15 protein-coding genes are annotated in these 14,850 nt (G+C 33.7%); 1 reads left to right on the forward strand and 14 read right to left on the reverse strand.

The genetic code is table 11. The features are described 5' to 3' along the window. Window position 1 precedes the first annotated feature (1 nt). From hisD to hisG, 3 genes are read right to left on the reverse strand one after another with little or no spacing between them, the layout of a single operon-like run. Complete coding sequence (hisD, locus tag WBG07_RS01265) at window positions 2-1,294, reverse strand: histidinol dehydrogenase (protein ID WP_340198664.1); 1,293 nt, start codon at window positions 1,292-1,294, stop codon at window positions 2-4. Continuing rightward, on the reverse strand, window positions 1,281-1,724 hold the full coding sequence (locus WBG07_RS01270; RefSeq protein ID WP_340198665.1) for a GNAT family N-acetyltransferase: 444 nt from the start codon (window positions 1,722-1,724) through the stop codon (window positions 1,281-1,283). The genes hisD and WBG07_RS01270 overlap by 14 nt, the downstream gene beginning before the upstream one ends. A 3-nt stretch (window positions 1,725-1,727) precedes the next feature. Beyond that, window positions 1,728-2,585: an ATP phosphoribosyltransferase gene (gene hisG / locus WBG07_RS01275; protein WP_340198666.1), complete on the reverse strand. Its 858-nt coding sequence runs from the start codon at window positions 2,583-2,585 to the stop codon at window positions 1,728-1,730. A gap of 334 nt (window positions 2,586-2,919) precedes the next feature. Between hisG and WBG07_RS01280 the strand changes: the two genes are divergently transcribed. Then, window positions 2,920-3,459 (forward strand): hypothetical protein, encoded by a 540-nt coding sequence (locus WBG07_RS01280; protein WP_340198667.1) that lies wholly within the window; start codon window positions 2,920-2,922, stop codon window positions 3,457-3,459. A gap of 3 nt (window positions 3,460-3,462) precedes the next feature. Here WBG07_RS01280 and WBG07_RS01285 read toward each other — a convergent pair whose 3' ends face one another. The 11 genes from WBG07_RS01285 to WBG07_RS01335 all read right to left on the reverse strand — a co-directional run bounded on the left by WBG07_RS01285 (window position 3,463) and on the right by WBG07_RS01335 (window position 14,822). Beyond that, window positions 3,463-4,278 carry a prohibitin family protein gene (locus tag WBG07_RS01285; RefSeq protein WP_340198668.1) on the reverse strand — a complete coding sequence of 272 codons (816 nt, stop codon included), beginning with the start codon at window positions 4,276-4,278 and terminating at the stop codon, window positions 3,463-3,465. A gap of 27 nt (window positions 4,279-4,305) precedes the next feature. Continuing rightward, on the reverse strand, window positions 4,306-6,342 hold the full coding sequence (locus tag WBG07_RS01290) for a vWA domain-containing protein (protein ID WP_340198669.1): 2,037 nt from the start codon (window positions 6,340-6,342) through the stop codon (window positions 4,306-4,308). Window positions 6,343-6,473: 131 nt separating this feature from the next. Continuing rightward, window positions 6,474-6,788, reverse strand: coding sequence for a YbjQ family protein (locus tag WBG07_RS01295; protein WP_340198670.1), 315 nt, complete (start codon window positions 6,786-6,788; stop codon window positions 6,474-6,476). An 11-nt stretch (window positions 6,789-6,799) separates the two neighbouring features. Continuing rightward, window positions 6,800-7,546, reverse strand: a complete 747-nt coding sequence (gene fabG, locus WBG07_RS01300; protein WP_340198671.1) for a 3-oxoacyl-[acyl-carrier-protein] reductase — start codon at window positions 7,544-7,546, stop codon at window positions 6,800-6,802. Window positions 7,547-7,653: 107 nt separating this feature from the next. Further along, window positions 7,654-8,526, reverse strand: a complete 873-nt coding sequence (sucD, locus tag WBG07_RS01305; protein ID WP_340198672.1) for a succinate--CoA ligase subunit alpha — start codon at window positions 8,524-8,526, stop codon at window positions 7,654-7,656. 317 nt (window positions 8,527-8,843) lie between these two features. Then, complete coding sequence (locus WBG07_RS01310) at window positions 8,844-9,770, reverse strand: UDP-3-O-(3-hydroxymyristoyl)glucosamine N-acyltransferase (protein ID WP_340198673.1); 927 nt, start codon at window positions 9,768-9,770, stop codon at window positions 8,844-8,846. Between the two features lie 12 nt (window positions 9,771-9,782). Then, a complete protein-coding gene (gene efp, locus WBG07_RS01315) occupies window positions 9,783-10,349 on the reverse strand; it encodes an elongation factor P (RefSeq protein WP_340198674.1) in 567 nt (188 codons plus the stop codon). Window positions 10,350-10,355: 6 nt separating this feature from the next. Next, window positions 10,356-11,141, reverse strand: coding sequence for an acyl-ACP--UDP-N-acetylglucosamine O-acyltransferase (lpxA, locus tag WBG07_RS01320; protein WP_340198675.1), 786 nt, complete (start codon window positions 11,139-11,141; stop codon window positions 10,356-10,358). After that, a complete protein-coding gene (locus WBG07_RS01325; RefSeq protein ID WP_340198676.1) occupies window positions 11,142-12,551 on the reverse strand; it encodes a bifunctional UDP-3-O-[3-hydroxymyristoyl] N-acetylglucosamine deacetylase/3-hydroxyacyl-ACP dehydratase in 1,410 nt (469 codons plus the stop codon). It lies immediately after the preceding gene. Then, window positions 12,544-13,569: a UDP-3-O-(3-hydroxymyristoyl)glucosamine N-acyltransferase gene (gene lpxD / locus WBG07_RS01330; protein ID WP_340198677.1), complete on the reverse strand. Its 1,026-nt coding sequence runs from the start codon at window positions 13,567-13,569 to the stop codon at window positions 12,544-12,546. Before lpxD ends, WBG07_RS01325 begins: the two co-directional genes overlap by 8 nt. A gap of 29 nt (window positions 13,570-13,598) precedes the next feature. Then, a complete protein-coding gene (locus WBG07_RS01335; protein WP_340198678.1) occupies window positions 13,599-14,822 on the reverse strand; it encodes an HD domain-containing protein in 1,224 nt (407 codons plus the stop codon). Window positions 14,823-14,850 lie beyond the last annotated feature (28 nt).

Raw genomic sequence — 14,850 nt, forward strand, 5'->3', positions numbered from 1 at the left:
TTTATTGCTCTTTCAAAAGATTCTCCAGTCTTAAAGTAACTGCATTTTTATGTGCTTCTAACCCTTCTGCTGCTGCCATTTGTTCAATAGCATTGCCAATATTTTGGATCCCTTGTTTTGAAATTTTTTGAAAAGTCATTGCCTTCATAAAAGTATCCAAATTAACGCCACTATAATTTTTTGCATATCCATTAGTAGGAAGTGTATGATTAGTACCAGAAGCGTAATCACCCGCACTTTCAGGAGTATAGTTCCCTATAAAAACAGAACCTGCATTTTTTAACTCTGCAAGATACTGCTGCTCATTCTCTACACATAAAATATAGTGTTCTGGACCATATTGGTTTATAAGTTCTATAGCGGTAGCATCATCTTTTACAAGAATAAGCTTGGAATTATTGATAGCTTGCTCTGCAATTTCTTTTCTAGGCAACTTTTTGAGTTGTTTAGCTACTTCATTTGAAACTTCATCTATTAATTTTTCTGAAGTAGAGACTAAAATCACCTGACTATCTGCTCCGTGCTCGGCTTGACTTAAAAGGTCTGAAGCTACAAAAACAGCATTCGCAGAATCATCAGCAGCTACCAATAGCTCGCTAGGTCCTGCGGGCATATCTATGGCAACCCCATAACGGGTAGCTAATTGTTTCGCTACCGTTACAAATTGATTTCCTGGACCAAATATTTTGTATACTTTAGGAATTGAAGAGGTGCCAAAAGTCATTCCAGCCACGGCTTGAATTCCCCCTACTTTTAGAATTTTAGTTACTCCACAGAGTGCTGCTGTATAAAGAATTGCCGGATTTACTTTTCCTTCTTTGTTTGGAGGGGTGCACAAAACAATTTCCTTGCAACCTGCCAGTTTTGCAGGAATGGCAAGCATCAAAATAGTTGAAAATAAAGGAGCTGTACCTCCTGGGATATATAAACCAACCCTGTTAATAGGCCTTTTTTCTTGCCAACATACTACTCCAGGAGTTGTTTCTACTTCTACTTTATCTGTTCTTTGTGCTTCATGGAAAGTTTCAATATTTCCTTTCGCTAATAAAATAGCATCCTTTAACTCGTTGGAAACCAAATTATTTGCTAATTGGATTTCCTTCTCACTAACTTTCAATGAGGTTAAACTGACTCCATCAAATAAACTCGTATATTTTCTTATTGCATCATCACCTTTTGTTTGGACTTCATTAAATATCTCATTTACTGTAAGTTCAATATCATCAATTGTTTGTGTTGGCCTCATGAGTAATGCTTCCCATGAATTATGTGCCGGATAATTAATTTTTTTCATTACTAATTTTTTTTTGAAAATGATATCCTACAATATTATATCCCTGATTCATCCAAAATTTTTGAGCTGCAAAACTACTTACATAACAATTCAATTCCGAACCGTTACAACCAATAGATTTTGCATATTCTAAAATCCAATCCGACAACAGTTTACCTAATCCTTTATCTCTGTATTCTGATAAAATAATAACATTATCTAGTTCTAGATGCTTCCCCATATAATATTTTACAAGAGTCCATAAACCAGAAATTCCTACTAATTTTTCATCCTCATACATACCTACGCACTGATAACCTTGTTGAATCATTTCCCGTAACCGTTCTGTGAGTATTTCTTTTGATAAGCTGCAGTCTAGTTGTTGCCAAAATGGAATTACCAATGGCAATTGATTTTCAGGAATGAATTTTATGGTATATGCTAAACTCATCTTTTAAAGCACCATTTTTTCAATAGGACAAACTAAAATTCCTTCGGCTCCTTCTAATTTTAGCTCATCAATTACTTCCCAAAACGTAGCTTCTTCAATAACAGAGTGCAAAGAACTCCATCCTTTTTCTGCCAAAGGCATAATAGTTGGGCTCTTAAGTACTGGAAGAATGTTACTTATGGATTCAATTTTGTCATTAGGTACATTCATAAGAATGTACTTTGATTTTCTAGCTTTTAATACAGAGGTTATTCGAAATTGAAGCTTTTCAAGCAATATTTTATTTTCTCTGGAAATACAAGGAGATAAGGCTAAGACCGCTTCACTTTTGAAAATTTCTTCTACCTCTTTGAGATTATTTTTAAATAAGGTACTGCCACTGGAGACAATATCAACTATTGCATCTGCCAGCCCTATATTAGGGGCTATTTCAACGGAACCATTTATAATATGTAACTCTGCATTTACGTTATTTTCATCTAGAAATGCCTGAACTGTATTGGGATAAGAGGTGGCTATTCTTTTACCTTCTAAATCTTTTACAGAAGCATATTTATTAGATTTTGGGACGGCTAAAGATACTCTACATTTAGAAAAACCAAGTTTAATCAAAGTTTCTATATCCTTTGCTTTCTCAAGTAATAAATTTTCTCCTATTACAGCTATATCCACTACCCCGTCTTTTAAATACTGTGGAATATCTCCATTTCTGAGATACAATACCTCCAATGGAAAATTTCTTGCCGTAGCTTTTAGTTGATCTCTACCATTATCAATTGAAATACCACAATCTTTTAATAATTTTAAAGAGTCTTCATTTAGTCTTCCTGATTTTTGAATCGCAATTCTTAGCTTATTCATTTTTATTTATTAATGTTAGAACGGCTCCACTTTTGTTCATAAAAAAACCCGCCTGAGCTGTTCAAACGGGTTTATATAATGTTTAATAATAATCAAAACATTTCAACTCGCTTGATTGCAAGAAATGAAATGATGATGATATATTTTATAATTCTTCATATTTTTAATAAAGCACAAATTTACTATAAAATCAATAACAGTGGCAACCGTTTTTTGTTTTTTTAAGCACTTAATACAAGAATTTAAAAAAATTAACGCTAAATGTTTAATTTTTAATCTTATAGGTTGGGTATGAAAAATTGAATTTTTATTTTTAACAATAGAATTTGAATTTATGGAGACCTATATATATATCGCAATCACAGGTTTTAGCTGTTTTTTATTGGGATATATTTTAGGGGCTTTTAGAACTAAAAAAAATCTATCAGAAAACAAACAAAGCAACCACATCACAACAATTGATTCCCAAAGTGAACCTTTTTCCAATAAAAATTTAATACCTACATCGAAGGTAAGAGCCGTTCAAACCCGCGGAAGAATGGGAAGCTCCATTGAGGCCAATTCAAATGAAGGGATTTTTAAAGGTATTAAGTCTAAAAATAAAAAAACCCTTCCTTATCTAAATTTTTCACGAATAGGTGTTGCTTCTGAAGCGGAAAAAGACGATTTAAAAAATATTGATGGTATTGGTCCTTTTATAGAGCAAAAATTAAATCATATTGGCATTTTTACTTATAGCCAGATCAGTAAACTTAGTGATCATGAAATAGAAGCCGTAACCCAACTTATTGAATTTTTTCCAGGTCGAATTAAACGTGATAACTGGAAACAACAAGCTTCTAAATTACTAAAACAACCCAATACTGAATTTTAGATCTTACTGGTTGCCAAGAATAATTGGCAATCCACCTTCTCCACTACCAATTACAATTATTTTAGAGTTGTCAGATTTAGAAAGTTCTAAGGTAGCTCCAATTCCTTTCTCCATAAGAATTTTATCCGTAAGTGAAGCACTTAAAATCCGGTTGGCATTTGCTTTACCCTCAGCCTCTATTCTTTGGCGCTCTGCTTCTTTAGATGCCTTCTCTAATCTAAATTCGTATTCCAAAGACTCCTGCTCCTGTCTCAGTTTTCGTTCAATTGCATCTTTAATTGTATTGGGTAAAGTAACATCACGCACCAGCACTTCATTGAGTTGAATATATTGATCATCAACTATCTTTTTAGTTTCTTCAAAAATTTCTTTTTGAATAGCATCTCTTTTGCTTGAATATAATTGTTCTGGTGTATACCTACCCACTACACTTCTTGCAGCAGATCTTATTGCTGGTTGCAGTATACGCTGGATATAATTTTCGCCTTTTTCCTTATGCATTAGTCCTAAAGTCTCATAATTAGGCTGAAACCAAGCTGAAGCTTCTAGTCTTATTTCCAATCCATTAGAAGATAGTACTTGCATTTTTTCAAATACTTCTTGTTGACGTACTTCGTAAATAAAAACATTATTCCAAGGCGCTACAATATGAAAGCCTTCTGAAAGTGGTGGCCCATCTGTTACCACTCCACCTGAAAAAGTTTTATATAAAACGCCTGCCTGCCCTGATTTAATAGTTTCTGTAGATTTAACAAAAAAAATGATTACAATAATTAAAATAAAAACAACAGGTAATACTAATTTTGGAAATTTTTCCATGACATTTAATCTATTTAGATTGTGTTATTAAATAAGTCCTTTATATTTTCTCAAAAACCACTCTAAAGCCAACAAGAATGCAATGGCAAACAAGAGATATCTAAAATCTATTAAAGATACAATATCTTGTCTGTTTTTTTGGATTGGTTTATAGTTAATATCGTTTAATAATAAATTTTCAAGTTTATCAAATTGGTTGTGATAGATAAGTTGAGTGCCTGAATTTTCAGCTAGTCGTTGTAAACGTTGTTTATCTGCTGTGAGAAACTGCTTTTCAATATCAAAATCTAAAATTCTGAAGTTTCCCGATTTAGCCATATTTTGTCCAAGTACTTTTACTTCAAATTCATAAGGCCCAGAAGGAATTGTGGATATATCTGCTTCGTAATAATTACCTTTTAAAATAAGGGGGATCTTTCTACTTTCATTAGAATTTTTATTCGTCAAAGACAATAATAAATTTGCTCCTGCATCAAATTCGTAATTCTTGTTAAAATAAGACGCTGCTATTCTTAAATTGTTACTTCCGTCATAAAACGGTTCATAGGTTAAACTTAGCCGTTCTCTTTTTTTATCTGAAGATAGATAAAATACTAATTTACCGAAGAATGAATCAAAATCTTCAAAGCTATTTTGTAAAACAAAATTATGCGCTCTCCATTTCCAAATATTTTCCCCATTTAACAAACCAAATTTATTATTATCTTTTTCAAATGTTACCAAAAGTGGACTTGTGAGTGTTAAATTTCGTATTCTATTAAATAATATAGGAGCTGTGGGCACCGAAAATGTAAGGTCCCCTAAATAAGCTTCTAAAGGTGGATAATTTACAAAAGAGACATTTTCTATATTAAATACGTCGTATCCATTATTTTTTTCTCCTTGAATCTCTTCCGTTTGACGAATCCAGTCTTTTTTAAAATGATCTTGAACCGTATTAATGAAATTCCAATCAGTCCTCGTTCCGGTAATAATAAAATAATTACGATTTTGACTAGTAAGTTTTTTAAATAAACTACTAAATGAGGGGGTTGGTTGATAAAGTATTACTAGCTCACTTTCATCTAATAGATTTTGAGAAACATTACTCTTTGCAAAAGTGACCAACCGTTGTTCATTACTTTCAATACTTTTTTTTATTGCACCCAAGTCTGGATGTACCAAATCAGAAACCACTAATATTTCTGTACGTTGATCAATTATTTCAACAGCAAATTCCTTTTTATTATTAATCTTATTTTGTTCGTCTGAAAGCGGTGCTAATTCTGCTCTGTAAACCTGCGTCCCAGGACTTTTCGCTGTTAAATTAATTGTTTTAATAATGGTTTCTGACGAAGCTTCAAAATTTATACTTTCGCTAAAAACCAGCGTATTGCCATTATACAAAGACAACTTTGATTTTATTGGTTTTGTACCTTGATAATTAAGGAACAGTTCAACCGGAAAGCTATTTCCAGAAAATGCATAACGGTTACTATTGATCTGAGTTATTTTAAGATCTAAAATTTTTAAGGTGTCGCCCAATAAAACTGGATAGATTTTATGTAAAGGGTTTGCCTTTTGAAAACTATAATCCCTACCAAAAGTTTGATTCCCATCAGAAATTAGAATAGTGGCAGAAGGTTTATCTTTATTTAGTTTTTGAATTGAGTTAAATGCACTACTAATTTTGGTTTGCGATTCTAAAAAATCTGGATTACTCCCTGTATTAACTTTATTTCCAAATGTATAATAGGAAACCTCAAAGCGTTCATCAAGACCTTTACTTTTTTTTAAAAAAGAGATAAAATCTTGGGCTTTCTGTTTTTGTTTTAAAAATGAAATTGAAGATGAATTATCTATGGCTACCGCTAATGTAGGTTTTTCAAGATAGGTATAGTATTTATTGTATTTTGGATTAAATAACAATAAAAGTATACAAAATGCACTTAAAAAACGCAATAGTATTGCTAACCATAAATAGTATCCTTTTTTCTTTTTAAAAACAGTGTGATAATGGAATAGTGCTATTAAAATAGACAAAAATGCTGCCAGCATTCCATAAAAAATGGTGGAATTATCCATTAATTTCTTCTTTTTTCAAAATTCTCTTGCTTTCTATCTTCTATTCTTTTCGCTAAAAAATAGATAAAAGCCACCGCTGTGATAACGATTAAAAGGAAAATAAATAAAAAAGAAAGTACCTCAGTCATTTTTTAATTAAGTTTAACTGCTGTTCCATAGGCGAGAATTTCGGCCGCTCCTTGCATTACCTGAGAAGTTGTGAATCTTACATTGACTACCCCATCTGCTCCCATTTGTTTTGCATCATCTAACATACGCTGTAATGACTGTTCTCTTGCATCGGCTAACAATTTGGTATATTCTGAAATTTCTCCTCCAATTAAATTTTTCAATCCTGCAAAAAAATCTCTACCAAAATCGCGCGCCCTAACTGTGCTTCCTCTTGCTATACCAAGAGATTCAATAATTTCTTTTCCTTTAATAGTTTCGGTGGTTACATATATCATAATTAATGGTTTTAAGTAAGCATACCTCCGTCTACATTGAGTGTTTGCCCTGTAATATATGCAGATAAATCTGAAGCCAAAAATACACAAGCATTGGCTACATCTTTTGGACTTCCACCTCTTTTTAATGGGATCCCATCTCGCCAGCCCTGCACAATTTTCTCGTCAAGCTTATCTGTCATTTCTGTTTCGATAAAACCGGGTGCAATCGCATTACATCTTATGTTTCTAGAACCGAGTTCTAATGCTACTGATTTCGTAAATCCTAAAATACCTGCTTTTGAAGCTGCATAATTAGTTTGTCCTGCATTCCCTTTTACACCAACAACACTACTCATATTAATTATAGACCCAGATCTCTGTTTTAGCATGGTTCTTTGTACTGCCTTTGTCATATTAAAAACAGACTTTAAATTTACTTCAATCACTTTATCAAAGTCTGCTTCGGAAATACGCATTAATAAATTATCCTTAGTAATTCCGGCATTATTAATCAAGATATCTACCCCTCCAAAATCAGAAACTACATCTAACACTAATTGCTGTGCCTGTTCGTAATTTGAAGCATCAGATTGATATCCTTTCGCTTTAACTCCTAACTCAACTAGTTCTTTTTCCAACTCATTCGCTGCCTCAACAGATGAGCTATATGTGAATGCAACTTGCGCGCCATGTTGGGCAAATATTAATGCAATTCCTTTACCAATACCGCGACTTGCACCCGTAATTATGGCAATTTTTCCTTCTAATAATTTCATTGTTTGCTATATTGTTTACTTACTATTCAAATATACACATTTGTTTGATTTAGCGTATTAAAAAATCCCGCATAAGCGGGATTCTTCTGTTATAATTATGCTAAAGTTTATGCCAAAACTTCCACTACTTTTTTTCCAATTTCAGCTGGTGAATCTACCACGTGAATACCACATTCTTTCATAATTCGCTTTTTTGCTTCTGCAGTATCATCTGCTCCACCTACAATAGCCCCTGCATGCCCCATAGTTCTTCCTTTGGGAGCAGTCTCTCCAGCAATAAAACCAATAACTGGTTTACTATTACCATTCTCTTTTACCCATCTTGCTGCATCTGCTTCCAGCTGACCTCCTATCTCACCAATCATAACTATACAATCAGTCTCCGGATCATTCATTAATAATTCTACCGCTTCTTTGGTGGTAGTTCCTATAATAGGATCTCCTCCTATCCCTATAGCAGTAGTAATTCCAAGACCTTGTCTTACTACTTGATCTGCTGCTTCATAAGTAAGTGTTCCTGACTTTGAAACAATTCCTACATTTCCTTTCTTAAACACAAAACCAGGCATGATTCCTACCTTAGCTTCTCCGGGAGTTATTACGCCAGGACAGTTAGGACCTATAAGCCTACATTCTTTATCCTTAATATAATCAAATGCTTTAATCATATCCGCTACTGGAATACCTTCGGTAATCGTAATTATTACTTTAATACCAGCTTCCGCAGCCTCAATAATAGCATCCGCCGCAAAAGCAGGAGGAACAAAAATAATAGTAGTGTCTGCACTCGCTTTTGTAACCGCTTCAGCTACCGTATTAAAAACAGGCTTTTCTAGATGTGTCTGCCCACCTTTACCAGGTGTAACACCTCCAACAATGTTTGTGCCGTATTCAATCATCTGCTGCGCATGAAAGGTGCCTTCACTACCTGTAAAACCTTGAACTATTATTTTTGAATTCTTATTTACGAGAACACTCATTGAAATATATTTTAAAATTTAAGCGTTGCAAAAATAGGTATAGATAATTAAAATTCAACCCTTTTAATCTTTAGATTTTAAAAAGGTTTCTATATTTATTGTATTGTTATCAAGTTGACTGATTTCATAACCCTTCTATAATTCTTAATTTTTTGATTCTAAAAGGTAATGGAACAAGGGGGACACTGTCTTTAGAATTTTCGATCATACTTGCAAAAAAATAACTACTTACCTTTGTTATTTATCTTTTATCTTTAATTAGAACAACAAAGCGATGCATTTATTTATAGGGATTTTCTGAAAAAAACATATTTACTTTAACTAAGATTTTCCTTTGCTGCCAGATTCTTGAGAGCTGCAATTTCCCTATATTTCTTTCTAAAATCTTCTGCTGGGGATCCAAAATAACGATTATTTCCTGCCAAAGTTTTACCAACTCCAGACTGTGCCAATACAACAGACTTTTTTCCAATAGTGATTCCGCTAATCACACCTACTTGTCCCCACAAGGTTACCTCATCTTCAATTATTACACATCCAGCAATACCAGTCTGTGAAGCGATTAGACATTTTTTTCCTATCACCGTATCGTGTCCAACCTGAACTTGATTATCTATTTTAGTACCTTCTTTTATAGTAGTATCTCCTGTAACTCCTTTATCAATAGTACATAAAGCCCCTATTTCTACATCATTTTCAATAATCACACGACCGCCAGAAAGTAATTTATCAAATCCTTCTGGCCTGTTTTTATAATAAAAAGCATCTGCACCAAGAACAGTACCAGCATGTATTATAACGTTATCACCAATAATAGTTTCATCATAGATCACAACATTTGAATGAATCAGGCAGTTCTTTCCTATAGTTACATTATTACCAATAAATGCTCCCGGTTGTATCATAGAACCCTCGCCTATTTTAGCTGATTCATTCTGTATTGCCAATGCAGGTTGGAAAGGTTTAAAATGCAGTGTCAGTTTGTTAAAATCCCGAAAAGGATCATCTGAAATTAAAAGTGCCTTGCCTTCGGGACAATCTACTTTTTTATTAATTAAAACAATAGTTGCCTCAGAATTTAAAGCCTTTTCGTAATATTTAGGGTGATCTACAAAAACAATATCTCCATGCGATACCACATGTATTTCATTCATTCCAAGAACCGGAAAGTCTGGATTGCCAACATATTCACAATCAATAATTCTAGCTATATCGCCAAGTGTTTGTTTTTGAGTAAATTTCATTAATTAATTGATTTATTCTTTTACCCGTTCCATGTAAGAACACTTTTCGGTATCTATTTTAATCTTATCACCTTCATTTATAAATAAAGGAACATTAATCTTTGCTCCCGTTTCTACAGTGGCAGGTTTTGTTGCGTTTGTAGCTGTATTGCCCTTGACGCCTGGTTCTGTATGTGTAACTTCTAAGTATACGTGAGCAGGCATATCAATAGAAAGTGGCATATTATCTTCTGTATTAAAAAGAATTTTAACCACCTCTCCCTCTTTTAGTAAATCTGGAGCATCTAACGTATCTCTTTGAAGGGTTATTTGATTGTAATCGTCTGTATTCATAAAATGATATGTATCACCTTCAGGGTATAAGTATTGATAGGTTTGGGTTTCAACCCGAACATCTTCAATTTTATGTCCTGCTGAAAATGTATTGTCTAATACTTTTCCAGTAGTTACACTTTTCAACTTAGTCCTTACAAAAGCAGGACCTTTACCAGGTTTTACATGTAAAAACTCAATAACTTTATAAATATCGTTGCTATAACGAATACATAAACCTTTTCTAATATCTGATGTGGATGCCATATATAATTAATTTGTACTAAAATATCCTTTCATAATCCCTCTTTGTGAATCTCTTATAAATTGAAGTATCTCGTCTCTTTCGGGAGTCGCTTCCATTTCCGCTTCAATTATTTCAATAGCTTGGGTATTATTGTAATTACGTTGATACAAAAGACGATAGACATTTTGTATCTCCCGAATCTTTTCAGACGTAAAACCTCTTCTTCTAAGACCAACGGAATTAATCCCTACATATGACAAAGGCTCTCTTGCTCCTTTTACGTATGGTGGTACATCTTTTCTAACCAAAGAACCGCCTGTTACGAATGCATGATTCCCTATGGAACAAAACTGGTGCACTGCTGTCATTCCAGCTAACACAACATAATCACCCACTGTTATATGTCCTGCAAGGGTACTGTTATTTGAAAAAATACAGTTGGCACCTATGATACAGTCATGAGCAATATGACAATAAGCCATGATAAGGCAATTATCTCCAATAACTGTTTTCATTCTATCTGACGTACCTTTATTAATGGTCACGCACTCTCTAATAGTAACATTATTTCCAATTTCTGCGGTAGTATCTTCTCCTTGATATTTTAAATCTTGTGGAGGTGCCGAAATCACCGAACCTGGAAAAATATTACAATTTTTACCTATTCTGGCTCCTTCCATAATGGTGACATTAGATCCAATCCAAGTGCCTTCTCCAACAATTACATTATTATGAATGGTTGTAAATGGTTCTATTACAACATTTTTAGCAATTTTTGCTCCTGGATGTACGTATGCAAGTGGTTGATTCATCTAATTTACATCTTTATTTCTTACGATCTGTGCCATTAACTCTGCTTCGGCCACTAATTTGTCATTTGCGTAGGCATAGGCTTGCATATGACAAATTCCTCTTCTAATAGGGGTGATTAAATCTGCTTTAAAAATAAGTGTATCCCCAGGCACAACCTTTTGTTTGAATTTCACATTATCCATTTTCATAAAGAACGTAAGATAATTCTCGGGGTCTGGAACCGTACTTAATACTAAAATACCACCTGTTTGTGCCATTGCTTCTACTTGAATAACCCCAGGCATTACGGGTGCCCCAGGAAAATGCCCAATAAAGAAGGGCTCATTCATAGTGACATTTTTCATTCCAACAACGTGAGAATCAGATAGTTCAAGAATTTGATCTATTAAAAGAAATGGAGGGCGATGCGGTAAAATTTCCATGATTTTTACAATATCCATTAAAGGAGGCTTACTCAAATCATACTTAGGAACATTGTTACGTTTTTCTATCTTAATTATTTTAGCCAGTTTTTTTGCAAATTGTGTATTTACAAAGTGACCAGGCTTATTAGCTATAACTTTTCCACGAATTTTGGTGCCTATCAATGCAAGATCTCCTACAACATCTAACAATTTATGTCGGGCAGCTTCATTGGGATAATGAAGTGTTAAATTGTCCAAGATTCCATTAGGCTTTATCGCTATAGAATCTTTTTTAAAAGCTATCTTAAGCTTTTCCATTGTCTCCGAAGATAACTCTTTGTCTACATAGACAATGGCATTATTAAGATCTCCACCCTTAATCAATCCATGTTCCAACAACATTTCTAATTCATGCAAGAAACTAAAGGTTCGAGCATTAGATATTTCGTCTTTAAATTCACATATATGTTTAAGGGTTGCATTTTGTGTGCCTAAAACTTTAGTTCCAAAATCAACCATCGTAGTAACCTGATACTCTTCAGAAGGAATAATAGTAATTTCACTTCCGCTCTCCTCATCAGAGTAGGAAATAACGTCTTTAATAACAAATTCTTCCCTAATAGCTTCTTGTTCTATAATCCCAGCTTGCTCAATGGCTTCTACAAAATATTTAGAAGAACCATCCATGATTGGGGGTTCAGAAGCGTTCATTTCTATCAACACGTTATCTAAATCCATTCCAGTAAGCGCAGCTAATACATGTTCACAAGTTTGGATTTTTACCCCGAGCTTTTCAAGTACTGTGCCTCTTTGCGTATTTATAACGTAGTTGGCATCTGCTTCTATTACAGGGGCGCCTTCCAGATCCACTCTTGCAAAGGCAAAACCATGATTTTCTGGGGCGGGTTTAAATGTCATTTTAACCTCTTTACCCGTATGCAAACCTACCCCTGTAAGGGATATTTCTTTTGCAATTGTCTTTTGTTTTGTTTCCTGACTAATCATCAGATAATTTCTTTTCAATCTTGTTAACTGAATCTACCAATCGTGGTAGGTTCTTAAATAATACATATGATTTATTATAATCTCCATAGTTTAGAGCTGGTGAACCTTGTAACACTTCATCGTCTTTTACACTTCTACCAATTCCTGATTGTGCTTGTATTCGTACTCTATCTCCTATAGTTATATGACCTACAATGCCTACTTGACCTCCTATCATGCAGTTTTTTCCAATTTTAGTGCTCCCTGCTATACCTGTTTGTGCTGCGATTACCGTGTTTTCTCCAATTTCTACATTATGAGCTATCTGGATTTGGTTATCAAGCTTTACACCTCTCCTTATAATTGTGGAGCCTAAAGTAGCTCTATCAATTGTAGTTCCTGCACCAATATCTACATGATCTTCTAAAATCACATTTCCAATTTGCGGAACTTTTTGAAATTCTCCTTTTTCATTTGGCGCAAAACCAAAACCATCTGCTCCTACAACGGCACCACTGTGAATTACACAAAAATCGCCAATAATTGATTCTGAATATATTTTAGCTCCAGAAAAAATGATGACATTATTTCCAATATTTACGTTATCACCAATATACACATTTGGGTAAAGTTTTGCATTATCTCCTATTTGAACTTTTTCGCCTACGTATGTAAATGCCCCTATATAAATTTGCGCTCCTAATACAGCCGATTTAGAGATGAATGAAGGTTGTTCCACACCCTTTTTATTGAGTTTCACCTGATTGTAGTATTCCAGTAATTTAGAAAAAGATTTATATGCATCTGATACTTTAATTAAGGTGGTAGCAATAGATTCTTCTGGCTCAAAATCTTGGTTAACAATTGTAACTGATGCTTTGGTGCTGTAAATAAATGATTTATATTTAGGATTTGACAGAAAAGTCAAAGAACCTTCTGTTCCTTCTTCAATCTTAGACAATCTAGAAACTTCCACATCTGGATTACCAATAATGTCTCCTTCTAAAATACCCGCTATTTGACTTGCTGTAAATTTCATTGCCGCAAAAGTATAAAAAAACTATCAGACTACTCTTTTGGATAACAGATGTAGTATTTGGTTACTGGTTTTGAGAGTGCTAATATATTTAATTGATCTGAAGCCTCCGTAATATCCTTGATTTTTCCATTCTTAAAAAGGATGTATATATTCTGATTCTCTTTATTATACGCCTGATTTTCAATTTCACCTTGAAAAACAACATAAGGTACTAAGTGATCTTCAATTTTATATTTCTTTTTGGCTATTTTCATGAAATTTTCCATTTTTTCCTGGCTGGGAGGTTTATCTTTGAGCTTTACCGCTGGTAGGTTTCTATGTAAAATCATCTTACACAATAAGGAAAGCACCCTGTCTTCATGATTTTGCCATTCTTTAATTGCGCTCATTACATCATAATCATCCAGCATAGAAAAAATATCAAGTGCTTCTTTAGTGAAACTATTCAAGTCTATTTTATGAGAAATAAAATAAGCTAATGGATTACTACAATGTAGGCTATCTCCGTTGCTTACCAGCTCTTTTGCTCTTTTTAAAATTCTAATTAACACCTGTTCTGCCGCAATTCCTGTTTTGTGCAGGTACACTTGCCAATACATTAATCTTCGAGCTACCAGAAACTTCTCAACCGAATAAATCCCTTTCTCCTCAACCATCAAATTACCATTATGTACATTTAGCATATGAATAATTCGTTCCGCATTAATATTACCTTCTGCTACTCCAGTATAAAAGCTATCTCGTTTTAAATAATCTGCTCGATCTAGATCTAATTGTCCGGACACCAACTGATTCATAAAATTTTTTGGATAGGCTCCTTTAAAAATTTGGATTGCAGTAGTTAAACTTCCGTTAAACTCTTCATTTAGTTCTTCCATGAATAGCAACGAGATACTTTCATGATTAACTTTGTCTACAATACTATGTTCCATAGCATGAGAAAAAGGACCGTGACCAATATCATGTAACAGAATCGCTATCAGTAAGCCTTCTTCTTCTTTACTTGTTATCACAACTGATTTAGAACGAAGTATCTGGATGGTACGTTGCATTAGATACATACATCCAACAGCATGATGAAAACGAGTATGATGTGCTCCTGGATACACCAAATAGGACAATCCCATTTGTGATATTCTTCGTAATCTTTGAAAATACGGATGTTGAATAAGGTCAAAGATTAAAGCAGATGGAATGGTAATAAATCCGTAAATTGGATCGTTTAAAATCTTTAATTTATTAGTCGCTTTCAAATTTAAAAAGGATTACTTGAATTGTACG

The organism is Ascidiimonas meishanensis (assembly GCF_037782385.1).
Taxonomy (GTDB): Bacteria; Bacteroidota; Bacteroidia; order Flavobacteriales; family Flavobacteriaceae; genus Ascidiimonas; species Ascidiimonas meishanensis.